This window comes from Capnocytophaga sp. HP1101 (assembly GCF_054772415.1).
In genome coordinates this window covers 284,847-310,133 of the sequence record NZ_BPUU01000009.1, presented here as the reverse complement: position 1 = coordinate 310,133, position 25,287 = coordinate 284,847, and the positions used below count along the sequence as shown (strand labels likewise).

General features: G+C 38.1%; 19 protein-coding genes. 4 read left to right on the top strand and 15 right to left on the bottom strand.

From position 1 onward, the window contains the following. Nucleotides 1-10: 10 nt before the first annotated feature. Entirely contained in the window at nucleotides 11-700 is a 690-nt protein-coding gene (locus RCZ04_RS07335; protein ID WP_460485368.1) for a PAS domain-containing protein, read from the bottom strand. A 373-nt stretch (nucleotides 701-1,073) separates the two neighbouring features. Between RCZ04_RS07335 and RCZ04_RS07330 the strand changes: the two genes are divergently transcribed. Next, nucleotides 1,074-2,729, top strand: a complete 1,656-nt coding sequence (locus RCZ04_RS07330) for a ribonucleoside-diphosphate reductase subunit alpha (RefSeq protein ID WP_460485367.1) — start codon at nucleotides 1,074-1,076, stop codon at nucleotides 2,727-2,729. A 92-nt stretch (nucleotides 2,730-2,821) separates the two neighbouring features. Here RCZ04_RS07330 and serC read toward each other — a convergent pair whose 3' ends face one another. From serC to RCZ04_RS07315, 3 genes are all read right to left on the bottom strand, one after another. Next, complete coding sequence (serC, locus tag RCZ04_RS07325; RefSeq protein WP_460485366.1) at nucleotides 2,822-3,883, bottom strand: 3-phosphoserine/phosphohydroxythreonine transaminase; 1,062 nt, start codon at nucleotides 3,881-3,883, stop codon at nucleotides 2,822-2,824. Beyond that, the gene (locus tag RCZ04_RS07320; RefSeq protein ID WP_460485365.1) at nucleotides 3,870-4,835 is read right to left on the bottom strand and encodes a D-2-hydroxyacid dehydrogenase; all 966 of its coding nucleotides are present in this window, start codon (nucleotides 4,833-4,835) and stop codon (nucleotides 3,870-3,872) included. Before RCZ04_RS07320 ends, serC begins: the two co-directional genes overlap by 14 nt. A 174-nt stretch (nucleotides 4,836-5,009) precedes the next feature. Beyond that, nucleotides 5,010-5,291 carry a GNAT family N-acetyltransferase gene (locus RCZ04_RS07315; RefSeq protein WP_460485364.1) on the bottom strand — a complete coding sequence of 94 codons (282 nt, stop codon included), beginning with the start codon at nucleotides 5,289-5,291 and terminating at the stop codon, nucleotides 5,010-5,012. A 177-nt stretch (nucleotides 5,292-5,468) separates the two neighbouring features. On the opposite strand from RCZ04_RS07315, the gene RCZ04_RS07310 reads away from it, so the two are divergent. The 3 genes from RCZ04_RS07310 (at nucleotide 5,469) to mscL (ending at nucleotide 8,870) form a co-directional block, all read left to right on the top strand. Next, the gene (locus RCZ04_RS07310) at nucleotides 5,469-6,128 is read left to right on the top strand and encodes an alpha/beta fold hydrolase (RefSeq protein WP_460485363.1); all 660 of its coding nucleotides are present in this window, start codon (nucleotides 5,469-5,471) and stop codon (nucleotides 6,126-6,128) included. Between the two features lie 834 nt (nucleotides 6,129-6,962). Beyond that, nucleotides 6,963-8,327, top strand: coding sequence for a coproporphyrinogen-III oxidase family protein (hemN, locus tag RCZ04_RS07305; protein WP_460485362.1), 1,365 nt, complete (start codon nucleotides 6,963-6,965; stop codon nucleotides 8,325-8,327). Between the two features lie 159 nt (nucleotides 8,328-8,486). Next, nucleotides 8,487-8,870, top strand: coding sequence for a large conductance mechanosensitive channel protein MscL (mscL, locus tag RCZ04_RS07300; RefSeq protein ID WP_460485361.1), 384 nt, complete (start codon nucleotides 8,487-8,489; stop codon nucleotides 8,868-8,870). A 97-nt stretch (nucleotides 8,871-8,967) separates the two neighbouring features. On the opposite strand, the gene RCZ04_RS07295 is transcribed toward mscL, so the two are convergent. From RCZ04_RS07295 to mnmA, 11 genes are all read right to left on the bottom strand, one after another. Continuing rightward, a complete protein-coding gene (locus RCZ04_RS07295; RefSeq protein ID WP_460485360.1) occupies nucleotides 8,968-9,867 on the bottom strand; it encodes a NifU family protein in 900 nt (299 codons plus the stop codon). 26 nt (nucleotides 9,868-9,893) lie between these two features. Beyond that, nucleotides 9,894-10,529, bottom strand: coding sequence for a ribonuclease H1 domain-containing protein (locus tag RCZ04_RS07290; protein WP_460485359.1), 636 nt, complete (start codon nucleotides 10,527-10,529; stop codon nucleotides 9,894-9,896). A gap of 88 nt (nucleotides 10,530-10,617) precedes the next feature. Further along, nucleotides 10,618-11,691 carry a peptide chain release factor 1 gene (prfA, locus tag RCZ04_RS07285; protein WP_002672024.1) on the bottom strand — a complete coding sequence of 358 codons (1,074 nt, stop codon included), beginning with the start codon at nucleotides 11,689-11,691 and terminating at the stop codon, nucleotides 10,618-10,620. A 113-nt stretch (nucleotides 11,692-11,804) separates the two neighbouring features. Further along, entirely contained in the window at nucleotides 11,805-13,388 is a 1,584-nt protein-coding gene (pckA, locus tag RCZ04_RS07280; RefSeq protein ID WP_460485358.1) for a phosphoenolpyruvate carboxykinase (ATP), read from the bottom strand. A 690-nt stretch (nucleotides 13,389-14,078) separates the two neighbouring features. Next, entirely contained in the window at nucleotides 14,079-15,287 is a 1,209-nt protein-coding gene (locus tag RCZ04_RS07275) for an alpha/beta hydrolase (RefSeq protein ID WP_460485357.1), read from the bottom strand. Between the two features lie 64 nt (nucleotides 15,288-15,351). Beyond that, nucleotides 15,352-17,667 carry a glycoside hydrolase family 3 protein gene (locus RCZ04_RS07270; RefSeq protein WP_460485356.1) on the bottom strand — a complete coding sequence of 772 codons (2,316 nt, stop codon included), beginning with the start codon at nucleotides 17,665-17,667 and terminating at the stop codon, nucleotides 15,352-15,354. Between the two features lie 6 nt (nucleotides 17,668-17,673). Next, on the bottom strand, nucleotides 17,674-19,764 hold the full coding sequence (locus RCZ04_RS07265; protein WP_460485355.1) for a TonB-dependent receptor: 2,091 nt from the start codon (nucleotides 19,762-19,764) through the stop codon (nucleotides 17,674-17,676). A 419-nt stretch (nucleotides 19,765-20,183) separates the two neighbouring features. Then, nucleotides 20,184-21,482, bottom strand: coding sequence for a TolC family protein (locus RCZ04_RS07260; RefSeq protein WP_460485354.1), 1,299 nt, complete (start codon nucleotides 21,480-21,482; stop codon nucleotides 20,184-20,186). 451 nt (nucleotides 21,483-21,933) lie between these two features. Further along, nucleotides 21,934-23,208: a glycosyltransferase family protein gene (locus RCZ04_RS07255; protein WP_460485353.1), complete on the bottom strand. Its 1,275-nt coding sequence runs from the start codon at nucleotides 23,206-23,208 to the stop codon at nucleotides 21,934-21,936. A 92-nt stretch (nucleotides 23,209-23,300) separates the two neighbouring features. Next, nucleotides 23,301-23,954: an SGNH/GDSL hydrolase family protein gene (locus RCZ04_RS07250; RefSeq protein WP_460485352.1), complete on the bottom strand. Its 654-nt coding sequence runs from the start codon at nucleotides 23,952-23,954 to the stop codon at nucleotides 23,301-23,303. A gap of 48 nt (nucleotides 23,955-24,002) precedes the next feature. After that, the gene (gene mnmA, locus RCZ04_RS07245; RefSeq protein ID WP_460485351.1) at nucleotides 24,003-25,196 is read right to left on the bottom strand and encodes an MnmA/TRMU family protein; all 1,194 of its coding nucleotides are present in this window, start codon (nucleotides 25,194-25,196) and stop codon (nucleotides 24,003-24,005) included. Nucleotides 25,197-25,287 lie beyond the last annotated feature (91 nt).

Here is a 25,287-nt window from a genome sequence, read left to right as displayed (position 1 = left end):
CGTACTACAGCTAATTTGTAGAAAACAATTTTGCAAAGAAACTCTTGCGTTCCATCACCGTTTCTTCTTCGTGATGTTCTTCACTAAATATATCATCAGAAATTTCATAATCACCAATGTTAGTGTCAGTATGAGGCATATTAGGAATAGGATCAAAGAGAATTTTTCGTTTACTTTCGTCCATAATATCCATAATGTATTCAATATATGATTTCCCCTGTTTTTCTAAAAACCCCTTGAAATAACGATTGCTAAGCTCCATACCTCCTATCTTTTCAAGTTTAAGGAGTGTCTGATATAAAGGTTCAATATACTCTGTAATTACATATTTAGGTACTGAACGCCTGCGAGCCATAATAGTAACAACATCGCCCATAATATTCCTACCTACTTCAAAATCGGTAATTACCCAATAATACTTACCTGATTTAGCTAAGTTTTTAATAATAGCGTGAAAGTTCCTCCCCGCTAAAATATTATCCCAAGTAATCTTAAATATGATTTTAGGCATATCGGGGTGACGAATAATGTTATGTGGTTTCCCTAACAATTCAACCGCAGAATAACCACAAACATCTATAAATGTTTGGTTTACGTCAGTAATAGTACCCAACTTATCAGTGGTACTGATAATTGTCTTTGTTTTATCCCATACCACTTCCTCATCTATAGGTACAGGTCTAGTAATTAGTTCTGACATAAGAATTCCTTTATACTTAACGCTACAAAGGTACGAAAATTATTTGAAATAAACAAAATATATTAGGTAAATTAAGTATTATTTTTTGTTTTAAATATAACAAGTAAATATAATATGTTGATTATTAGTGATTAATAACTGTGTATTTGCTCCCTTTTGTCATTTAATTTTTTAGTAGATTTTTTGGTTTTATACATTCGATTCGTATTATTCTTAGCTATTCAAATGATATAAAAGTATAATCATATGTTAAAAAAATATTCTAAGAGGCTGATTTTGCTATATTGTTGAAAACTTTGTTAATAACTTATTTTGTATAGGGAGTGAAATTAAAATATAAAGCTGTTACTTTGCACCCCGAAAATAAAAAGTTATGAACGAAGAAATAGATATTTGGTGGCTCAACGAGGAATCTGAGCAAATCCTCAATAGAGGCTATTTATTGAAAGGAGAAAGCGTAGAGGGGGCAATAGACCGCATTACAAGTGCTGCCGCACATAGGCTTTATAAACCCGAATTACAGCCCGCTTTCAAAGAAATGATTACTAAAGGCTGGATTAGTTTTTCATCCCCTATTTGGGCTAATATGGGTACTGAACGTGGTTTGCCCATTTCGTGTTTTAATGTGCACGTACCTGATAGTATTGAGGGGATTACTCATAAACTTGGAGAGGTAATTATGCAAACCAAAATAGGGGGGGGGACCTCCGGTTATTTTGGTGAATTGCGCAGTCGCGGTTCTGCCGTTACCGATAATGGTAAATCAAGTGGAGCGGTAAGCTTTATGAAGCTCTTCGATTCAGCTATGGACGTAGTATCACAAGGTGGAGTACGACGAGGGGCTTTTGCAGCTTATCTTGATATAGATCATCCCGATGCTGAAGAGTTCTTGCAAATCAAAGATGTTGAGTTTCCTATTCAAAATCTTTTCTTTGGCATTTGCGTTCCTGATTATTGGATGCAAGAAATGATAGATGGTGATGCAGAAAAACGTCGCTTATGGGCTCGTGTCTTAGAGTCACGCCAACAAAAAGGATTACCTTACATTATCTTTACTGATAACGCCAATCGCAACCGTCCTCAAGTGTATAAAGATAAGGATATGCTCATTCGTTCAAGTAACTTGTGCAGTGAGATTATGTTGCCATCAAATGAAGATGAATCGTTTATCTGCTGTCTTTCGTCTATGAACTTAGAGCTTTTTGATGAATGGAAAGATACAAAAGCAGTAAAATTAGCGGTATTCTTTTTAGATGCTGTACTCTCAGAATTTATAGAAAAAACCAAAGGTAACTACTATTTGCAAGCAGCTCGCAATTTTGCGATTCGTCATCGTGCCTTAGGTTTAGGTGTGTTAGGATATCACTCTTATTTGCAACGCAATATGATTCCTTTTGAAAGCTTTGAGGCAACTCAGTTTAACGCACGTGCTTTTAGATATATTCGTGAAGAAGCTGATAAAGCAACCAAAGAGTTAGCTCATATTTACGGAGAACCAGAAGTTTTAAAAGGCTATGGTAGAAGAAATACTACAACGATGGCTATTGCTCCTACTACTTCCAGTTCGGCTATTTTAGGTCAAGTATCACCTGGTATCGAACCTTATTCAAGCAATTACTATAAAGTCGGGCTCTCCAAAGGGAATTTTATGCGCAAGAATAAATATCTCACTCAGCTTTTGGAGGAAAAAGGTCTCAATAATGAAGATGTATGGCGTTCTATTCGTTTGAATAATGGCTCTGTGCAACACTTACAAGAATTGTCTCAGTTAGAGAAAAATGTGTTTAAAACTTTTAAAGAAATATCTCCTATGGAAATTGTATCACAAGCTGCGCAGCGCCAGGCATATATTGACCAAACTCAGAGTTTAAACTTAAATATTCCATCAGCAATGCCTATCCGCGATGTGAATAAAGTACTTATTGAGGCTTGGAAATTAGGAGTTAAAAGTTTGTACTATCAACGTAGCCAATCAGTAGCAAAAGAAATGATGATGAACTTTGTGAATTGTAGTAGTTGTGAAGCCTAATGCTTGTAAAAATTCGCTAAACAACATATTGTGTAATATAAAATAAGTCCGATAGAAATATCGGACTTATTTTGTTTTTAATGTATTCTTCTTTAAGCGGTGCGTTCAAATTCTTTGAGTACATCCACTAACACTTGTACACTTTCAACAGGTAGAGCGTTGTAGATAGAGGCGCGATATCCTCCTACGCTACGATGTCCCTTAATGCCACTGATATTAGCGTCTTTGCACAAAGCATCAAGGCGCTCTTTGGTGCTTTCATCAGTGAGATTGAACACTACATTCATCAGCGATCGGTCTTCCTTATTGGCATAGCCTATCACCAACGGATTACGGTCAATTTCGCCGTAGAGTAAGTCAGCTTTCACTTGATTGCGCTTCCCTAAGGCTTGTAAGCCACCTTGCGTCTGTATCCACTCGAGTACTAATAGATTGACATAAACCGCAAAAGTAGACGGCGTGTTGAACATACTATCGTTCTTGATATGCAATTGATAATCCATCATTGATGGCAACTTGCGGCTTACTTTGCCTAATATATCTTTCTTCACAATTACCAAAGTAGAGCCCGAAGCACCTAAATTCTTCTGCGAACCTGCATAAATCAAACTAAACTGCTTGTAATCTAACGGACGTGAGAAAATATCCGAACTCATATCAGCTACCAAAGGAATATTCGTTTTGGGCAGACTGTGGTATTCGGTACCGTAAATAGTGTTGTTGGTAGTAATGTGCAGATAGTCAGCATCTGTAGGAACACTCACATTTTTAGGAATGTACTTATAGCCATCGGCTTTAGACGAAGCGATTACTTCGGCATTGCCAAACAGAGAGGCTTCTTTCTGTGCCTTGTTTGCCCAAGTACCCGTATCAATGTAAGCGACTTTGTGTTCTAGCAAGTTATAGGGCACCATCAAGAATTGCATACTAGCTCCTCCTTGTAAGAAGAGCACTTCGTACGAATCGTTTAAGCCAGCAATTTCTAAGGCTAAAGCACGAGCTCGTTCTATTACTTTCAAAAACTCGGCACTGCGGTGCGATATTTCTATTACTGATAGGCCAGTACCCTCAAAATCAAGTAAAGCTTCTGAAGCTTTTTGGAATACCTCAGGCGCTAAGATAGAAGGTCCTGCGCTAAAATTATGCTTTTTCATTTTCCTTGTGTTCTGCTTTATATTTTACGATAAACTCTTCTACTTGACGTTTGAGAATACGCCACAGCTTATCTTGTGCATATTCACTTGCCCAAGCTACGTGAGGGGTATAAATCACACGAGGGTGATCGGCTATTTTGAGAAGAGGATTGTTGTCAAGAGGAGGTTCTTGCTCAAACACGTCAGTAGCAAAGCCCATAATGCGGTTACTTTCAATAGCTTCGTATACCGCTTGAGGGTCAACTATAGCTCCCCGTGCCATATTGATGAGCAACGGTCTTTTGCGCAGTTTAGAAACGAAATCTTCGTTTACCAAATGTTTGGTTTCAGGCGTGAGCGGACAGTTAAGCGAGATGATATCACTCTGAGCTAATACTTTGTCAAAGTCTGTATACTCTTTGCTACGCGGAGTTTTGCCTTGGCGTTCCGCCCATAGCACTTTCATACCAAAAGTTTCGGCTACTTTACTAATAGCTTTACCAATGTTACCTACCCCTATAATCCCTAAGGTTTTGCCGTGCAATTCAAACACAGGAGGCTCGGTAAGGCAAAAACGACCGTCCTTTTGCCAAGTGCCATCACTTACGCTTGCGTGATAAGTTTTCAGGGCACGCATAGCCGATAGTAATAACATAAAGAAATGTTCGGTAACGCTTTCAGTAGAATACCCCGCTACGTTTTTCACTTCTATACCCAAAGCTTTGGTAGCTTCTTTATCAATATTGTCCATACCCGTAGCAGTAAGGTGAATAAGTTTCAGATTAGGCAACTGACGGAGAATACTCTCATCAAGTTTTACCTTATTCACGATAGCAATATCAGCAGGTTTTAGGCGTTGTACAATTTCATCGGGAGCAGTTTTCTGAAAAGCTACCCATTGGGCTACCCCTTTAGGGATATCCACATCTATGCGCTCTGAGAGCGTGTTCCTGTCTAAAAATACAGCTTTCATATAATATATTATTAATTCTTTTCTATTTATATACAAGAGTAGAGCAGAGCATTACTCTTTTGTTTAGAGTATATGCTTCACAAAATCTGTTCTTATATACCTTATCCGTACATAATCCAATGTAAGACTAAGTTTTTTAATTAACTTTAACCATTAATCACTAATCATTAACCATTAAATTCTGATACCAGCAGGTAGTATGTCTTTACACTCTTTATTCCGCTTAAAAAAAGCGATAGCTACAGGGCAAACGGGTACCACTCTGTATTTTTTCTGAGCTACTAAGGCTATAACTCCTTTAAAAAACTCATCTATAAGAGCTTCATCTGCCGTTTCAGGCAACAATGTTTTGGTAAAGAATATCTTACGCTCCTGAATGGCATACTCTACAAAGGCAAGTTCACCGTTAATTTTAGCTTGGTACTGGCGTGAAAATTCGCTGTCTATTACTTCCATTGTACTCTGTTTTTTTATTAGTAATATTGATTATTCAACAAAAATGTTGTACTTTTGTCAGAAATTAGAAGTTAGTAATTAGAGAAGTGTATTCTAAATCCTTTTTCCTACTTCCTAATTCCTATCCTTCAAAATCCGGTGCAAAGTTACTTATTTTCCGTAAAAAAACAATATCAAATGAATATAAAAGATAATCTTTCTATTTATTTAATGCCTGGAATGGCTGCCAGTCCCAAGATTTTCGAGCGTTTACAGTTCCCAAATAATTGTCGTGTGTACTTGCTCGACTGGATTACTCCTGAGAAAAACGAGACTCTAACACACTATGCAGGACGCATTGCAGACGAAATAAAAGACCCTTCACCTATTCTTTTAGGAGTGTCCTTTGGGGGGATTATTGTGCAAGAAATTGCCAAACAGCTCACCGATTATAGGAAGATTGTAGTCATTTCCAGCGTAAAAACACAGTACGAACTACCTAAAAAGATGCTTTTGGCACGCTATACAAACTTGCACAAGCTATTGCCTACGCGCACTATCAGCGATTTTGAGTTTTGGAAGCGATTTTCATTTTCTGAACTGATGACTAAACGAATAGCCCTATACGAAAAATATATAGGAATGCGTTCCCCAGCCTATCTCGATTGGTCAATAGACCGTATTGTGAATTGGCAACAAAAAGAACCTTTACCCCGTACAGTTCACATTCACGGTGATAAAGATCCTGTTTTTCCTATTCAGTACATAAAAAATGCTATTGTAGTAAAAAATGGTACTCATATTATGATTATCAATCGGTATAAATGGTTCAATGAAAACCTTTTAAACCTTTTATAATCAAATTAGAAAAGCGCAAAGTTAAAAAGTCTTATTGTTTTCCCCGTGAAAGAATCTAACCATAGATATCTAATATTCAATATCCAAATAATTTTCCTTTACTTTAGGTTCGTTTATATATTCAACTTTGCCAAAGTTTCAAACTTTGGCAAAGTTGAAGCCTACTAATAACTCTCTTTTTATCTCCATCTTATCTTTAACTCATCTTCGCCTTACCTTCGTCATTCCTTCGTCATTCCTTCGTCTTTTGTTCGTCTTTCCTTCGTCATTCCTTCGTCTTTGCGTCGCTACAATTCCCCCTTTGGAGGGGGATAGGGGGAGGTTTCTTTCGCCTTCCCTTCGCCTTACGTTCGTAATTTGTTCGTCTTTCTTTCGTTCATCCCTCGTCTTTGCGTCGCTATTCCCCCCTTTGAAGGAAGTCTGCGAGAGCAGAGTATGTGAATAGGGGGGGATGTTTTTAGTATCTTACCTTCGCTCTTCCTTTGTTTATCATCTATTGTAGAGCCGATATAGAGCCGATGCAGAGCCGATGTAGAACCGATATAGAACCGATGTAGAGCCAATATAGAGCCGATATAGAGCCGATATAGAGACATTCATTGTTCGTCTTAGGTTTGCTTTAGCTTAGAATAAGAATTGATTTTCAATTACATTTTCTATTTCTAAAAACTTTTCACGCTTCATCACTCATTTCCTAATTTTCTAATTTCCTAATTACACCAGTAGTATTACTGGTATTATTGGCATTGTGGTATTAGCTACCTATATTTTTTTTACATTTCTCTTTTCACTTTCCACTTTTTTTTTATACCTTTGCCCCGTTTTTTACAAAAAATGGCAATATCTCTCATTCAAAAATACAATGTAGCTGGACCTCGCTATACTAGCTATCCTACTGTTCCCTATTGGGATAGCAGTACTTTTTCTACTGAAAAATGGTTAGATAGCTTAGCAAAATCGTATGCTGAGAGCAATAGTACCGAAGGAATTAGCCTATACATTCATTTGCCTTTTTGTGAGAGTCTTTGTACCTTTTGTGGTTGTCATAAACGCATTACTAAGCGCCACGAGATGGAAGCTCCTTATATAGATGCTGTGCTCAAAGAATGGCAGTTATATACCAATTTCTTGAAGGAACGCCCTCGTATTAAGGAAATACACTTAGGCGGAGGTACCCCTACTTTTTTTGAACCATCACAGTTGCGTCGCCTCATAGAAGGCATTTTTGAGCGTGCTGATAAAGCCGATAACCACGAGTTTAGCTTTGAAGGTCACCCTAATAACACCACCGAAACACACTTGCAAACACTGTACAATTTGGGTTTTAGACGTGTTAGCTATGGTGTACAAGATTATTCACCTAAAGTACAGCAAGCCATACATCGTATTCAACCCTTCGAAAATGTAAAGCGTGTTACCGAAGAAGCTCGTGCAATAGGTTACACCTCAGTAAGTCACGATTTAGTCTTTGGCTTGCCGTTCCAAACCTTAGACGATGTGCTCTTTACCATTGATAGAACTAACGCACTTCGTCCTGACCGTATCGCTTTCTATAGCTATGCACACGTACCTTGGATCAAAGGCAGTGGGCAACGCGGTTTTAAAGACGAAGATGTGCCTTCAGGTGAAGTAAAACGCCAACTGTACGAAGTAGGTAAACAACATCTGCTCAATGCAGGTTATGCCGAGATAGGAATGGATCACTTTGCTTTGCCTACCGATAGTATGTATAAAGCCTTTAAAAATCGTCAATTGCATCGTAATTTTATGGGCTATACAGCCTCCAAAACACAAGTGATGATAGGCTTAGGAATGTCGTCTATCAGCGATAGTTGGTACGGATTTGCGCAAAACGAAAAAGATTTAAACGATTATTATGCACGTCTTGAAAAGAATGAAATACCCGTATGTAAAGGTCATATTCTCAATAAAGAAGATTTAATTATTAGACGTCATATTCTTAACCTGATGTGTCAGTTTACTACCTCTTGGAACGATGAGTCTCTCCAGTTTCCTGAGATAACAGAAGTACTCACGCATCTGCAAGAGATGCAAAGCGATGGTTTGTTACATATAGCAAATAATCGCATACAAGTCCCCGATGAGGGCAAACCTTTTATTAGAAATATCTGTATGGCTTTTGATTTGCAACTGCAACGAAAAATGCCCAATACCAAAATATTTAGTATGACTGTATAAGTTATACTTAACCGTCATAGTGATTGAGTTTTTTAGTTAGTGATGAAAAGGGACAGTTGTGAAATTCGTCCCTTTTCTTTTTGGTAGTTTCAAAAAAAGTATTATTTTTGCCCCGAATTAAGTAACAAATTATTTTTATAAACTTAAAATTAAATCATTATGGGATTTTTAAAAGAATTTAAAGAGTTTGCCGTAAAGGGCAACGTAATTGATTTAGCTATTGGTGTTATCATCGGGGCTGCTTTTGGTGCTATCGTATCATCATTAGTATCTGATGTAATCACACCTTTGCTATTAGCACCTGCTTTAAAAGCTACAGGTGCTGAACACTTAGAAGGTTTGGTATGGAATGGAGTAGCTTATGGGAAGTTCCTTGCTGCTGTAATTAACTTCTTGTGTATTGCTCTTGTATTGTTTATGCTCTTAAAGGGTATCAACAAACTAAACAAACAGAAAAAAGAAGAAGAAGCTCCTGCAGCTCCTGCTGGTCCTACTCAAGAAGAGTTACTTACTGAGATTAGAGATTTATTGAAAAATAAATAAGAAGAATTTCGTGTAACCGCAACACTACACATTTCAACAATTGTTTAATTAAACCACGCCTTGTAGGGCGTGGTTATTTTATTTCAGAAGAATAGTTTTATCCGTTAAGAGCATTCACATTGATATAAGGGTTCTGTAGCTTATCTTTTAGAATAACTTCAATTCCCTTTTTTAAGGTTAGGGTAGAGGAGGGGCAACCACTACAAGCACCTTGTAATATTACCTCTACATAATGCGTTTCAGGATTGTATGAAATAAACTGAATATTACCCCCATCAGAAGCCACAGCTGGTTTTACAAACTCATCTATAATAGCTACAATTTCCTTTGAAACTTCGTCGGTAGTAACCATAGAGAGCAATCGCTCTTGTGTTGCTTGTTGATGCCGTTTAATTTCAGAAGATGTGATAAGTGTACGCCCTTCTGAGATATATTTCCTAATAAAATCACGTATATCCGAAGTAACCATTTCCCATTCTTCACTTTCTTTTTTAGTAAGTGAAATATAGTTGTCATCAAAAAAAATTTCTTCAATAAATGGGTATTGAGTAAAAAGAGCTTTTGCTATAGGAGCTTCTGTAGTTTCCTCTATAGCTTTATATTCTATAATAGTAGGAACAAGGCGCTTGTTGGCTACAAACTTCATTACTGAAGGGTTAGGTGTCGTTTCAGTATATACAGTAATAGCTATTTCTCTCCCTCCTTCGGCACTTACAATCTCTCTTCCTGATTGTATATAAAGCTGTACTTGTTGTGCCACTTCTTCTTGCACGTCTTTCCATTCTATAATTGGAAATCTTTTCAACGCAATAAAATTACTTGAGATATATACTGTCTTTACAAAAGGAAGATAAAAAAGTTCTTTTGCTAAGGGTGAGTTTTTAGCCTCATCAATATTCTTGTACTCATAGCTACCTTTTACCAAAGCTTTATTTGCCTCCAATTTAATAATATCAGGACTGGAAGTAGGTTGTATAGATAGAGTAATATCAGTCATTTCATTTTTAGATTTAAGAGGAAAGATTAGGGGTCTTTTCTACCAAAGTCCGCAGGATTTTCTCCCCACGCTTTGGTTTCCCATTTAAGAATATGATTCGGGTAAGTATTTTGGTGTAGCCATTTTTCAGCACGAGCCATTAGTTCAAATATTTTTGCGTTATGAGCCGTCTTTTCAAGTTTTGTTTTACATACTTTTTGTCGCACCCAGCTCATTGCTATTTTACTATCAGAGTAGATAGGCATTGTAAGATTGCGTTGTTTCAAAAAAGCTAAAGCGTGCACTATAGCCAAAAACTCCCCTATGTTATTAGTGCCATCTTTCATAGGTGAGAGTCTGAATATCTCAGCTTGTGTTTCAGTATCCACTCCCCGATACTCCATTATACCAGGGTTACCGCTGCAAGCAGCATCTACTGCAATAGAAGGCAAAATAGGTTTCCCGATAAGTTTTATCGCTTCTGTCGAAAGTGCAGGCTCTTCTATCTTCTTACCTTTGTACGTTTCATAATTCCCTGCATAAGCTTTTTGTGCCATTTCTTCGGTAGGAAAACTTTTGTATTTAGCATTCGGAAAATTATTAACAGCCTTCTTACATTCAGCCCACGAGCTAAAGACACCCGTCTGGTGTCCCTCCCATACTACATAATACTTCTTTGCCATTTCACAAAATATATAGAATTGCTAAAAGGAATATAACTGCTACTATAGTTATAACAACAATATTCTTGTTTTCTTTTTACATAATAGCCTAAAAAACATCACCTTCTTTCAGCTTCTCAGCGTTTTCAGCCAACTGAAGCTCATCAATAAGGCGTTGCACATCACCGTTGATAACGTTTTGCAAGTCATAAAGGGTAAGCCCAATACGGTGGTCGGTCACACGACCCTGCGGATAGTTATAAGTGCGTATTTTAGCAGAACGGTCACCGCTCGAAACCATTGATTTTCTACGAGCAGAATCAGCTTCCATTTTCTTCGCTAACTCCATTTCATACAAGCGTGAGCGTAATACTTTAAGTGCCTTTTCAAGATTCTTGTGTTGTGATTTCTCATCTTGGCAACGCACCTCAATACCTGTAGGAATGTGTTGTAACTGAATCGCCGAATACGTAGTATTCACCGACTGCCCTCCAGGTCCCGTAGAAGTAGTACGAATGATTTTTACATCAGCCATATCAAGTTCCACATCAAACTCTTCAGCCTCTGGTAAAACAATCACAGTCGCTGCCGAAGTATGTACGCGTCCTTGTGTCTCTGTTTGTGGTACTCGCTGTACGCGATGTACTCCTGCTTCAAATTTTAAAGTACCATATACATTGTCTCCCGTCACTTCAAAGATAATCTCTTTATACCCGCCAGCAGTTCCTTCATTAAAGTCCATTACCGAGGTACTCCAACCCTTACTCTGGCAGTATTTAGTATACATACGATAAAGGTCGCCTGCAAATATTGATGCCTCATCACCACCTGTTCCTGCACGAATTTCCATTACAGCATTCTTAGCGTCTTCAGGGTCTTTGGGAATAAGCATATACTTGATTTCTTCTTCTAATTGTGGCAAACGTTCTTTACTCTCTTCTAACTGTAACTTTGCCATTTCCACCATTTCGGCATCACTGCCGTCAGCGATAATTTCTTCAGCTTCTTGTAAGTTTCCAGTTACGTTTATATACTCATCGCGCTTATCCATCAGTTCTTTCAAGTCTTTATATTCCTTATTGAGCTGTATATAACGCTTTTGGTCTGCAATGATATCAGGTTGAATAATCAAGTCCGAAACTTCGTCGAAACGCTGTTTTACGATATTTAATTTGTCGAGCATTTTTTATCTTTAAATTCTATTTGGGGTGCAAAAGTAGTAATAATATTACTAAAAAACAAAAATAAAAGGCTGCTCTTAAATGAACAGCCTTTTGAATATGGTTATCTAAATGATTACAATTTAGGAGCACCAGCAAGAACATCGGCAGTAGCACCGTCTTCAAATTTCTTGTCTTTGAAGTTTTGTACAAATGATTCAGCCAATTCTTTCAATTTAGCGCTAAATTGAGCTTTATCGTCCCAAGTGTTTTCTGGGTTCAAGATGCTTTGGTCTGATACACCAGCACAAGATTGAGGTACTTGGAATCCAAAGATAGGTAATTGTTTGTACTCAACGTTGTTCAAAGCTCCAGTTAAGGCAGCAGTGATAAGCGCACGAGTATCTTTTAGGCTACATCTTTTCATTTTTCCGTTGTAACCAGTGTTTACCAACCATACATTTACACCAGATTTTTTTATCTTTTCAGCTAACATTTTTCCGTATTCAGCTGGGTGAAGTGGCATAAAGGCAGCTCCAAAGCAAGCAGAGAAAGTCTTTTGTGGAGTAGTGATACCTACTTCAGTACCGGCAACTTTTGAAGTATAACCTGATACGAATTGATAAGCAGCTTGTTCAGGAGTCAATTTAGAAATTGGAGGCAACACACCGTAAGCATCAAAAGTAAGGAAGAAAATGTTTTTAGGATTGTGTCCTATTGAACCTGGTTGAATGTTTGCAATATGGTAAATAGGATAAGAAACACGAGTGTTTTCAGTAATATCAGTGCGAGAGAAATCTACAACACCTTTACTATCCATAATTACGTTTTCAAGAATTGCACCTTTCTTGATAGCTCCAAAGATTTCAGGTTCTTTTTCAGCAGTAAGATCCACTACTTTAGCATAGCAACCACCTTCAAAGTTAAATACAGTATTTTCAGGAGTCCAACCGTGTTCGTCGTCACCAATTAAATGACGGTTAGGGTCAGCTGAAAGAGTAGTTTTACCAGTACCTGATAAACCGAAGAAAATAGCAGTATCACCCTCTTTACCTACGTTAGCTGAACAGTGCATTGGCATAGTGTTACGGAACACAGGCAATTCAAAGTTCATAGCTGAGAAGATACCTTTTTTAATTTCACCAGTATAACCAGTACCACCGATTAAAGCGATTTTTTTAGTAAAGTTAAGGATAGCAAAGTTAGCTTGACGAGTACCGTCTACAGCTGGGTCAGCTTCAAAACCAGGAGCGTTAACCACTAACCAATCTTCTTTGAATGAAGCGAGTTCGTTGTCGTCAATACGTAAGAACATATTGTAAGCGAAAAGATTGCTCCAAGGAAGTTCAGTGATTGTACGGATATTAGTGCGGTATTTAGGGTCAGCACAAACATAACCATCGTGAACGTAGATTTCTTTGCTTGAAAGGTAAGCTACTACTTTTTCGTATAGTTTGTCGAATTTTTCAGGTTCGAAAGGAATATTGATATTTCCCCACCATACACGGTCTTTAGTGATATCGTCTTTCACGATAAAACGGTCTTTAGGAGAACGACCTGTAAATTTACCTGTGTTGATAGCAATAGCACCTGAAGAGGCTTCAACACCAAGTTTTTTGTCTAATGTTTCTTGGTGTAGTTCGTCAGCAGTAAGTTGATAACGAACATTAGCGTTCTTAATTCCGTATTTATCAACGGAAAGCGTTTTTGGTTTACTCATAATGTCTTTTAATTTGATATTAATTTAACGATTCTTTTTTGTATAAGAGCAATATAAAATTGCACCGATTTTTAAGAGGTCTCTCAAAAACCGGTGCAAATGTACAAATAAATTTTAATACTGAAAAATATTTTTCAATGTTTTTTTGAAGTTATCTCTACAAGTTTTTATAACACCTTATATACTCCTTATTTACTCATCTTTCCAAGCCCTAATAAAACAAACTTAAGTTTCGTAATAATGCTTTAAATTCACCTTACCTTTGCCTCCTCTCCATTTTATATCTATTCATCCTTCGTCTTACCTTCGTCTTACCTTCGTCTTTTGTTCGTCTTTTATTCGCTGATGAGCCGATGTAGAGCCGATGATGATCCACTCATCGTTCATCATTCCTTCGTCTTTCGTTCGTTTATTCATTGCCTACTTGCCTGTCGTTTTACGACTGCCCGTACGGCTCGCACCGTCATTTGTTCGTCTTTGCGTCGCTATACTTCCCCTTTGAAGATAGCCAGCGAGGGCTTACAGCTGGGTATGTGCACAGCGCGAGAGCAGAGTATGTGAATAGGGAGATGTTTTTATTATTTTTTATCCATAACTTGCTCGTTCAAACTTTATTATTTGCCTGTCGTGCTACGACTGCCTGCCGTACTACTACTACTACTTTAGTTTCATTTAAATTCACTTTAACCTTTATTTTAGTCCTTCTAATACTGAATCAAAGAATAGCAACATTTGGTGAGCGTGGTATTTGCCATATTTTTCAAAAGTAGCTTGTGTGCGAGTATCGGGTTTCCAATCAAAGAAAGCGTGATTAGCTCCGCCTACTTGTATGTATTCTACTCGTTGCCCTGCTTTAGCAAGAGCGCGCTCATAAGCTTTTACTTCTTCATCTTTAATAAGACCATCTTCTGAACCGCGAAATAGCAGTTGAGGCACTGCTCTTTTAGAAGCCTCAGGAATACTGTTGATAGGAGCTATTTCGTTTAGATAAGGATACTCTTTGAAGCGATAAGTAAGCATTTCAGGACGAAAAACCCCATAGCTGGGAGCGGCAGCTTTGATCGCTTTAGCCAATTCATCACGCACTTGAGCTACGGTTTTTCCTTTTGGCATATAAGTAGGCATAAATTCATACACGCCTTGTGTTTTGCCAAATCCTCTATTGCCTATGCGTTCTACAAAATTAGCTGCTGAAGCAGATAGATGTCCGCCTGCACTATCACCTGTCAGGAGCAATTTACTACTATCACCACCGTATTTAGTATCATTCTCACAGATGTGTGCCAAAGCTCCGTACACATCTTCCACAATTTGATGTAGCTGAGTGGGGGTACTATCGCCGTCGAGCTTGTCAATCCAGCGGTAGTCGATATTGAAAACTACATATTTACCACTATTTGCCAGTTCGCGTGCCAAACCGCGCATTACCGACTCAGTATTAGAACTCCACCCACCCCCGTGAATAATCACGATACAAGGCAGGTTTTGTTTCCCTTTAGGACTATATACATCGTATTTCAACGGCTTTACCCCAGGTTGCGCATAGACTACATCTTGCACCACATTTAGGTTAGCTTCTGCAGCTTGAGGTACAAAGCAAGCTCCTACATTCATATCTTTATCTACTTTCACTTTGAACTCAGGAGTTACTTGTTCGTAGAACATAGGCCCCCATTGTCCTGGCAAAGAGTAATAACCCGTATCAAAAATATAGCCACTATTGGACGTTGCTTTGAGGGTGAGTACTGTTCCCGCTTTTACCATTCCGTCCTTAGGTAATTTGGGAGTAATGGTGTAACTACCATTGTGCGCTTCATCAGGCGTCACTTTGAATTTGCTTTGCGCTGAGAGTCCTGCTGATAGGATTGCTATAGCGCTGAATAATACGATTTTTTTCATACTGATATAAAATTAAAAAAGTAGGGACGAATGAGCTCTCGCCCCTACTAAATTAATGATTCAATTATTTTTTATGACTTTTGTATTTAGCATTACGCGCATCTTTAATCACGCCTTTCCAGTTCAAGCCAAAGCCGAAGTCGTACACATTGCCTTCAGTATCTTTGTGGCATTCCATATCAAAAGGCACATCTTCAAACTGTTGTTCCACCACTTTCATATTAGCAGGCATTTGGGTAGGTAGCAAGGCTGAAGGCTCTACTTTACCAGAGATAATTTCAAGCAAAGCTTGTTCGGAAGTACCGAAGTTAAGCAAAATACCATCAACCATTGGTTCAAATTCGTGGAATACCATAGGGCGAGAGGCAGTAATAGAAACGATTACGGGTTTGCCTTTCATTTTCTCTTTAGTTTCCAAGATATTGTACAAATCGGTAATGTTAGAGGCATTAGCTGATTTTCCTTTATAAGAACGATCTTTCACTTGAGGAGCGATCACTTTATCGCCAGCTGCCATACTATGCTCGCGTGCGTACTCGGCAGTGTAAGTGTTGTATTGCAAGGAAATAGGAATATAACCATTTTCGCCTGCTTTGAAAAGCTCATCGTTATAACCTGGGTGGTTTTGGGTAGGACTTTTCACGAATACCAAAGCAAGGTCGGCTTTGTCGGGGTCGTCGGTAACGTTAAAGTATTTCTTTACGTTCTCGATATTGAGAGGGTAAGCAATATTACCTTCGGTAAATACGCCCCACCAGTTGCGTTGAGGTTCGTTATACACTTTAGGTATATAGACAGTTTTCTTATTATCAACAGGTAATACTTTACCTTTGTTTTTGAGCATAATAATAGATTTGAGTTGCGCTTCATAACCCGCTTTCATAAACTCAGGATTTCCTACTATTTTAGCACTTTCTTCGGGGTTAAGGTAAGGATTCTCGAAGAGGCCTAAGCGGAAGAAGTTGCGCAATAGGCGTACGGCAGATTTCTCAATACGTTCGCACATAAATTTCTCGCCGTGTTCTTTCACCCCTATTTTATAAGCCTCAACCACAGGACCTGCAGCATTATTACCGCCAAATTGGTCTACCCCAGCCATTAGGGCTTTGTAGTGCAATTGGGGTAAATCTAAATCTTCCACACCCCAAGGTTTGCCCGCAAAGCTACCAGGGGTAGCAGGTTCTTTAGCGACAATGAGCCAGTCGGTGCAAACTACGCCATCGTAGCCGTATTTCTCACGCAATAGGTCGGTGATGATGTACTTGCTAAAGCCGTTACCTACATTTTCGTTGTATTTTTTATCTTGGTCGAACGAGATGGTGTAGTAAGGCATTACGGCAGAAGCCATTTTAGTTTTACCTTTAAGTTTGAAAGCTCCTTCTACAAAAGGTTTTTGGTGCATCTCAAAGTTTTTACCTGGGTATACGGCGTATTTACCATAAGCGAAGTGTGCATCGCGACCGCCTTCACCCGTACCACCGCCAGGGAAGTGTTTGCTCATTGCATTTACACTCTCGTAGCCCCAACCGTCTTTAATTTCGGCTTTACCAGTAGAGGTTTGGAAGCCATCTACATAAGCGCGTGCCATATCAGCCGATAGTTCAGGAGATTCACCAAAAGTGAATACCATACGATTCCAACGAGGGTCAGTTCCCAAGTCGATTTGAGGTGAAAGAGCAGTAGTGATACCCATAGCGCGGTATTCTTTAGCAGCTATTTCACCAAATTTCTGTACCACTGCTGGGTCAAAAGTAGCTGCCATTGCCAAACCATCAGGCCAAAGAGAAATACTACCTCCTGCACCTGCGTTGTACTCGGCAGTTACCAAGGTAGTGTGGCGAGGGTCTGATGAGATATTTACAGGAATACCTAGTGGTTCACTCTCACTGGCACGTTGCAAGTTGTTGCTCCATATAGCTGCATCTTTAGGAGTTTCAACAGTAGTAACCAATACGTGGCGCACGTGGTCTTGAGAGAGAAATACCTTTTGCTGGTCGGATAGGTCATATACTTTGGCGTTACTTTCAGGGAATATTTTGCCTCCGTAGGTGCTTTTGCGATAGCCAGAGGTAGTGCCTGGCACCGATTGGTGATTGCTATAGAGCATAAGTCCTGCAATTTCTTCTACCGACATTTGTGAAGCGAGGTCTTTGGCTCGTACATCTACAGGCAAACGCCAATCTTCGTATTTATCGAGTTTGCCATTGCGGTTTAGGTCTTTAAATTTCAAGCCTCCCTGAGTGATAATTTTCACTCCCGACTGAGTGCTATAACCTAATGTTGCCCCTTTTTTATTGGTAACGTATTGGATATCGCTTTGTGCCATAGCGGTTAAGCCTACACAAAGACTTAAAGTAAGTAATATATTTTTGGTATTCATAATGTATTAAAATTTAAAATTCAACTGTAATTCAAAAGTAAGCGGACGAATATAAGAACCTGTACGCAAAGTATTATCAGCATCATTGATATTATCAAAAGGTATTTCAGATGCTGCAATACTGGTTGATGCTCCTGTTTGGTTGAAAATATTCACTACATTGAATCCTAAATCAAAGTGATCGTTGAATTTGTAAGAGGACGAGAAGAATGATTCCCAACGAGGAGCAATCACAAACTGATTTGTCAAACTCACATACTGTTTGCTAAAGTAACGCAAGTTCAAGCCAAAACGGAACTTATTAATAGTATAAGAAGGGTCTATTTCCATCAACATTTTTGAAATACCTGTTACCACATTGCCATTGTAGCTAATAGTTTGAGCTGTATTGTGAGGGTTCACAAAGCTGTAGTTCTCGTACTCAGGATTTTGCAAGGTAAGTAAATAGTGTAATTGGAAATTCTTAAAAGGCTTCAACACCATATCAGTAGTCCACCCTAAAGTTTTAATATCATATTGTACTGATACTACTTCGGTATTTCCTGTAGCTCTATCAGTAACATTCAAGCGAGTTTGATAGTTATTACGCGTAAGGGTAGAAATTTGCGATACTAAGCTCACCCAATCGTTGTTGTAATAAACACCTCCTGCGATAAAAGGGGTTTTCGTTTTATCAAAATTAGGAGTATAAGCACCTGAATAGTTTTCGAGCTGACCGTGTTTCTCTTGATAAGTAAAGTTACCAAGCAATCCAAATTGAGAGGTAAGTTTAAACACCGCTTTCAAATCTGCATTGAAGTGATACCAATCGTGGTCAAAATTAGTAAAGTTAGTAAGCACCACATTAGGTACACGAGCTTGCAAACTATAGTCACCTTTAAGTTTTTGGTATTGCAAACCTGCCCCATACGATAGGTCAAACCAAGGAGTTACATTCCAAGTGTCAGATCCGTAAAGGGTAAGTTTGGTTTCATACCCATCGTGATATTCACCTCCTGCGTTGTAATTAAAATAAGGGTCGCTACTGCCATTGCGCAATAACAATCGAGGTTGTTTTTCTACTGAATGGAAAAGGAAAGTACGGTCTTGACGGAACTTATCCACATCGTAATATTGCCCTAAGAATCCTATGCGCCATTTGTGTGCTTCAGTGTTTTTCTCAACCCATAAACGTGACTGAAAAGAAGTAGTTTTGATTTGAGGAGACAATGCAGCTAACATCTGTTGTACATACTCGCCCGTATAAGGTGTGCCATCGTCTACATAAGTATAAGAGGTAGAACCTTTGAGACTTGTTCCTGCAAGTAGAGGAAGAAAAGCTGAAGCTCTGGCTATATGAAAACGAGAAGAGTGTTTGAAAGTCCAATTACTGCCTAAATCATTCTTACCAAAGAGGTCAAAGGTATGAGAATCCGACCACAACTTAGATCCACTACCTGTAAAGTCAAGGGTATAAGGGTCGCCAGTAAGAATATTGAAGAAGTTGATTTTGCCATCACTCAACATATACGAATCAGTACCAATGCCAATCCCATTATATTCGGTAACTGAGCCATCAGTGTGATAAATAAAAGGTGCATAATGGTTAATCATTTTAGAGCGAGAAAACTTATACCCGAAGTTGATATCGCTTTTCTCATCAAACTTATAGGTAAGCACTGCACGAAATAATTGAGTATCGTCAATTAGCCTTGAGCCTTTGTGTTTTGCTTCACCAGGGTCGCCCGTTACAAGTGCACCTAAGGCATAATGCCAATTACTATTGCTACCAAATCTACCTGATAGGTTTACATCTCCTAAATAGTAACCGTGATGATTCACTTTAAGCGTACCTATCACTTGGGTTTTATCACCTCCTACTTTAGTATAAGAGTTTACCGCATAACCAAAATCTCCAATGGTAAGGGTTGATTCACCTACTGAGATAAGTCCACGCATATTGAGGCTTTGCGAAGGTCGCCACGTACGAGTAGGCAATTCAGGCCAGAAATAATATACCACAGGTAAATCATTTTCTAATACAGTAATACCTCCTACTGATGAAGGCAATCCTATATTCACTTCACGAGGTCCAGAGTTGGACGAAGCATTCAGCATCACATTACGGTTTTCCTCCGTATTGTGACCTTTCCTTTTGACTTCTTTCTAAAGAGTCCTTTTGTTGTGCCCAAGCAGGTGCAATGAGCAACACTGCTAAGCCTAATAAATAGTTACTTTTCATATATATTTATTTTCTAATTACTTTCTTTTATCGGCAACAAAGTTACTGATACTTTTAAAAAGAAACAAATAAAAAGCAACTTATTTTCATTGATTTTTTCTATCGATATGATAGATTAAACTTATTAATATACACTAACTATCATAAAAACAGATTATTCACTTTCTTTAGCTACCCTATGTAAGTCGCATATTTCTTCTACAAGAGTTTTTTTGCAAAATATAGGAATAACAATAAAGCCCAAAAAGATTTTAATCTCTTTAGGCTTTATCTTTATTGATAAGTTTTAAATTTATCAATGACTAAAATAATACTCAAGTACTTTTAGCTTGAAAATGTACTGATATTTTGCTTTCACAAAGTCGTTTTGAGCATTTTCATACTGATATTTTGCTTGACTGAAATCAAAAGTATTCATTAAACCTACATTATGGCGCTCTTGCGCATAACTAAACGCTTGTTGTTTTGCTTGTACGGTCTTTTCACTCGCTTCATATAGCTTTTTAGCATTCGCAGCATCGTTATATGCTTGATAAATATTCTTTTCAGTAGTAAGTTCTGCCTGTTCTTTCGCAAATTGACTTTTCAAGAAGTTTAAACGCTGACGTTTTACATTACCTAAGGTAGAAAATCCATTAAAAATAGGTATATTGAGCGATAAACCAGCATACATACCTTTATTAGCATCAAGTTGTTGCCAAAAATCTTGTGCTTGGTTTTTACTCCAACGTGAATTATAACCCCATTGAGCAGAAAGTCGTGGTGAGTAACCCGACTGTGATAAACGTAAACTATTCTGAGCTACTTGCATATTCGCTTCAGCTAATTTTATATCGCTCATCACTTCCTTAGCACGCTTATAAATTTCTTCAGGAGTCTTATTGAGAATATCGCTTGAAGGTTGTTCAAAGGCACTATCTGCAACATCAAAATCTTGATAGTTTTTCAGTAAGAGTAATTGAGCTAATCCCATTTTAGCAATAAATAGTGCATTTTCAGTAGCAATTATTTGCTGTTCTTGTGTGAGTAATTGAGCTTCAGCTTCATAAACATCTCCCTGAGGCAAAGAACCCGCGCTTATAAGATCGCGAGTGCGTACCAAACTTTCTTTAGAGATTTCTAATTGTGCCTTCAAATTCTTGATTTGTTCTTTATTGCTCAACACTTCAGCATAAGCATTAATAATCATCAACACTATATCGTCCTTCATCTTATCCAATTGATATTGAGAAGCTATACGGTTAAGTTCCGCCTGATGTAACTTGCGCCAATTTTGTAGTCCTGCAAATAGGGTAAGATCAACGCTCACACCTCCAGAAGCCGATTGAAAAAAAGCATTTTCATATTGGTTAGTTACGGGGTTGATATTTTTCCCTTCATTTAAATTATAAGACACATTACCATTCACCGAGGGCAAGAAGCCTGCTTTAGCTTGTAATTTTTCAATATCTGTAGCTTTCAAATCTATTTCTGATTGCTTAATAGAAAGGTTATTCTCCTTGGCATACTGAATACAGTCGCTTAATGTCCACACTCTCTGAGCCACTGCTGAAATAGGCAGTAAGCAAAGTAAAAAAAGTAACTTTTTCATCATTTAATTTATTCAATTAGGTTTGGTATTATTTTGTAGTGTTTGAATAATTACAACGACAAAAGTACAAAATAATTAGTAATTAGCAATTGATAATATATTTTTCTACCCCAAACAAATTAAATTTACTTATAATATCTTCTTATGTTCTTCTCTATAAGTTCCTTCAAGATTTGTCTTCTCTTCGTCTTTGAGTCGCTACAGTTCCCGCTTTGGAGGTTGTCCACGATAGCGGAGTAAGTGAATAGGAGAAGGTTATCTTCGTTCTTTGTTCGTTCTTTGTTCGTTCTTTGTTCGTCTTTTGTTCGTCTTTTGTTCGTCTTTTGTTCGTCTGCTCGTGTGGCTCGCACCGTCTTTTGTCTATCTACCCGTGTGGCTTGCACCGTCATTTGTTTGTTTAGGATTTGTTTTTAAATAAAGAAGTTTTTTATGTACTTAAATTGTATATCCAAATTTACAAAACTTTAGCAAGTTGTTCGGTAAGTGCTTTGCGGCTGTATTTTTCTATATTTTTAGGAGTTGAATGCAGCGTACCGCTCTTAAATTGGTGATAATAATCCAGTAGTTGAGTTTTCAAGAGCTCCTTATCACTATAGCTGATAGTTATACCCGTTTGAGTTTCGGTGAGAATAGGGGAGACGTCCCAATCTTTAGGTCCTATGGCAAGAATAGGACGACCAGAGACCATATATTCAAAGAGCTTGCCCGCTATAATGCCTTGAGTTTCTTCAGCATCTATCTCGATGAGCAACAATACCTGTGATTGTTTTTGCAAGCTAACCGCCTCTTGATGTGCTATATAGCCTTTATAGGTGTAATAAGACTGAAGTCCGTAAGCGCAAATATCCTCCTCAATATCCTCACTTACTTTACCCGCAAAACAAAGCTCAAAATCTTTAGCAAAACAAGGTTCTTCACGTACTAATTCAGCTAAAACCTCCCACAATATTTTAGGATTTCTATCTGATAATAAGGAACCTATGTGAGAAATTAGGAACTTTTTGGATAGGGGAGGGGCTACTGTTATTTCCTCATCATAACCATTGGTAATCACCTGTACAGGAGTATCAGTAAGCTGCTGAAAGTCTTTTTGGGTTTTAAAGCTTGTTGTAATCACCAAATCTGAGTGTTGTAGCACTTCTTTTTCCCAATAATGCTGACGCTTATCCGCCCATTTGCTAAGGCGTAAATCTTTGTAGTAGCCAATAGTCGTCCACGGGTCGCGGAAATCGGTAATCCATTTGAGATGAGGCAATTGCTTTTTCAAATGGTAGCCTATAAGGTGCACACTATGAGGTGGAGAGGTAGTGATAATCGTCTCAATATTATTTTCAGTGATGATTTTTTTTAAATATTTTACAGAAGGCTTCACCCAGAATTTACGAGCATCAGGAATAAACAAGTTACCGCGTATCCATAGTAACAATTTGTCCAATAACGATACTTTTTTACGAGGAATGATGCCTGAGCTGATTTTTTGGGTTTTCTTTTTAGAGAAAAATGAAGCTAATCCATAAGGTTCCCATATAGGTTGCTTGACAATTTGTAAATCAGCAGGTAAATCACTGCCAATTTCATTATCAATGATTGGATATGTTGGATTTTCAGGTACATATACAATAGGTTCTATCCCGAAAGTTCGCAAATACTTTACAAACTTCAGCCAACGCTGTACACCAGGACCTCCAGCAGGCAACCAATAATAGGTGATGATAAGTACCTTCTTCATATACTTCTTTTTTCTATTTTACATAATATACATTATAGTTAGTAAATTCAAATCGTTTTTATTTTAGGCAAACGTGGCAAATGTATACATAATTAAAGGTGTGATTTTATAATTTCGCTCCACAATAAATACCCTTCACCAAGCAAATGCAATCCGTCATTGGTATAGTTCTTATTCATTTTATCGGTTCCTTCTTCAAGGAAATGCGGATATAAATCAATGTAATTCACCTTATATTCTTGGGAAATTTTTTGGTAACCTTGGTTGACTTCTTTAATGAGTTCGGGTTTCATATGACCTTTAAACATTTCAAAATCTGGATTTACGGGCAATATACTTTGAATGTAAATCTTCGTTTTCGGCGATTCTTTTTGTATTTTCTCAACAATTCGCTTCATATTCCAGACGATGGTCTCTACTTTTATCTCACGAGAAATATCATTAATCCCAATGAGAATGAATATTTTAGAAGGTTTACCTTTTATAACAGCATCTAATCGGTCATACACACCTTCGGAAGTGTCTCCGCTAATTCCTCTATTCTTTACACGTTTTCGGGGAAAGAGTTCATTCCATTCGGCACCGTTGGTAATACTATTACCAATGAAAACGATATCTTTGGGATTGATTGCCAATTTACTGAATAAGCTGGAACGTTGTACGTAGAAGTGTGAATGCTTTGGGGTTTGAGCCTCGCTTACTTGGGCGAGTAATATCACGAAAAAGGCGATTAAGATGTGTTTCATATCTCTTTGAATATTACGTTATAACCATTTTACAATAGGTGTCTTTTTCTATGAAATAACACCACTACCCACTAATTCATCTCCGCTGTACCAGGCAGCAAATTGTCCCTCAGTAATAGCGCTTTGAGGTTCTGAAAAATGAATATACAAACCGTTTTCGACTTTATATAAAACCGCTTTCTGTAATGGCTGACGATAGCGTATACGTACCATAAACTCTTTCGATTCATATACTTTTAATGCCAAATCTTCGCGAATCCAATGTTCATCAGGGGCTACGATAAACAAAGCACTGCGGAACAATCCGCGATGTGTGTGTCCTTGTCCTGTATAGATGATATTCTTCTCGATATCAGTTTCTATGATGAATAAAGGTTCTTTAGTTCCTCCCACATTTAAGCCTTTGCGTTGCCCTTTAGTAAAATAATGAGCCCCTTGATGGATACCTACTTTTTTACCGTCTTCGGGGCGATAAACAAAACGTTGTGACAAATACTCCAATTCACCTTCATAAGTTTCAAAAGTGCGTGGCATATCAAAGTCAGTATATCCTTTCCAATCATTGGGAATTTCAATAATATCGCCTTGTTTGGGTTGTAGTTTTTGTTGTAGGAATTCGGGTAAACGTACTTTTCCTACAAAGCAAAGTCCCTGAGAATCTTTTTTATCAGCAGTTATCAAACCTTGGGCTTTAGCAATGGCTCTCACTTCCGATTTCTGCAATTCCCCGATAGGAAAAAGTGCTTTACTAAGTTGCTCTTGTGAAAGCTGACAAAGGAAATACGATTGGTCTTTATTTTCGTCTTTGCCTGAAAGCAAGCGGTATACTGTTTGTCCGTTTACCTCTACAGTTTCTTTTCGGCAATAATGACCCGTCGCCACATAATCAGCACCTAAGCTAAGGGCGAGTTTCATAAACACGTCGAACTTGATTTCACGATTGCACAAGACATCGGGATTGGGGGTGCGACCGTGTTCGTATTCATTGAACATATAATCGACGATGCGGGCTTTGTAGGGCTCACTCATATCTACCGTTTGAAACGGGATTCCGAGTTTTTCAGCTACTAAAAGCGCATCGTTACTATCTTCTAACCAAGGACATTCGTCGGAAATGGTTACTGAATCGTCGTGCCAGTTTTTCATAAAGAGGCCTATGACGTTGTAGCCTTGTTCTTTAAGCAAATAAGCAGCGACACTGCTATCCACTCCCCCACTCAATCCTACTACTACTCTTTTCATTTAGTTCTTTTATTTTTAAGTTTTTAATGCAAATCAATTATTAGGGCGTATATTGGGCGTATACCATACGCCCCTACATAACGCAATGGAA

Coding starts and splice junctions, on each gene's coding strand:
- RCZ04_RS07265 (WP_460485355.1), bottom strand. CDS start 19,764: ATGCTGAATGCTTCGTCCAACTCTGGACCTCGTGAAGTGAATATAGGA.
- RCZ04_RS07255 (WP_460485353.1), bottom strand. CDS start 23,208: ATGAAGAAGGTACTTATCATCACCTATTATTGGTTGCCTGCTGGAGGT.
- mnmA (WP_460485351.1), bottom strand. CDS start 25,196: ATGAAAAGAGTAGTAGTAGGATTGAGTGGGGGAGTGGATAGCAGTGTC.
- RCZ04_RS07275 (WP_460485357.1), bottom strand. CDS start 15,287: ATGAAAAAAATCGTATTATTCAGCGCTATAGCAATCCTATCAGCAGGA.
- prfA (WP_002672024.1), bottom strand. CDS start 11,691: ATGCTCGACAAATTAAATATCGTAAAACAGCGTTTCGACGAAGTTTCG.
- pckA (WP_460485358.1), bottom strand. CDS start 13,388: ATGAGTAAACCAAAAACGCTTTCCGTTGATAAATACGGAATTAAGAAC.
- RCZ04_RS07295 (WP_460485360.1), bottom strand. CDS start 9,867: ATGACTGATATTACTCTATCTATACAACCTACTTCCAGTCCTGATATT.
- hemN (WP_460485362.1), top strand. CDS start 6,963: ATGGCAATATCTCTCATTCAAAAATACAATGTAGCTGGACCTCGCTAT.
- RCZ04_RS07320 (WP_460485365.1), bottom strand. CDS start 4,835: ATGAAAGCTGTATTTTTAGACAGGAACACGCTCTCAGAGCGCATAGAT.
- RCZ04_RS07335 (WP_460485368.1), bottom strand. CDS start 700: ATGTCAGAACTAATTACTAGACCTGTACCTATAGATGAGGAAGTGGTA.
- RCZ04_RS07270 (WP_460485356.1), bottom strand. CDS start 17,667: ATGAATACCAAAAATATATTACTTACTTTAAGTCTTTGTGTAGGCTTA.
- mscL (WP_460485361.1), top strand. CDS start 8,487: ATGGGATTTTTAAAAGAATTTAAAGAGTTTGCCGTAAAGGGCAACGTA.
- RCZ04_RS07290 (WP_460485359.1), bottom strand. CDS start 10,529: ATGGCAAAGAAGTATTATGTAGTATGGGAGGGACACCAGACGGGTGTC.
- RCZ04_RS07315 (WP_460485364.1), bottom strand. CDS start 5,291: ATGGAAGTAATAGACAGCGAATTTTCACGCCAGTACCAAGCTAAAATT.
- RCZ04_RS07250 (WP_460485352.1), bottom strand. CDS start 23,954: ATGAAACACATCTTAATCGCCTTTTTCGTGATATTACTCGCCCAAGTA.
- RCZ04_RS07260 (WP_460485354.1), bottom strand. CDS start 21,482: ATGATGAAAAAGTTACTTTTTTTACTTTGCTTACTGCCTATTTCAGCA.
- RCZ04_RS07330 (WP_460485367.1), top strand. CDS start 1,074: ATGAACGAAGAAATAGATATTTGGTGGCTCAACGAGGAATCTGAGCAA.
- RCZ04_RS07310 (WP_460485363.1), top strand. CDS start 5,469: ATGAATATAAAAGATAATCTTTCTATTTATTTAATGCCTGGAATGGCT.
- serC (WP_460485366.1), bottom strand. CDS start 3,883: ATGAAAAAGCATAATTTTAGCGCAGGACCTTCTATCTTAGCGCCTGAG.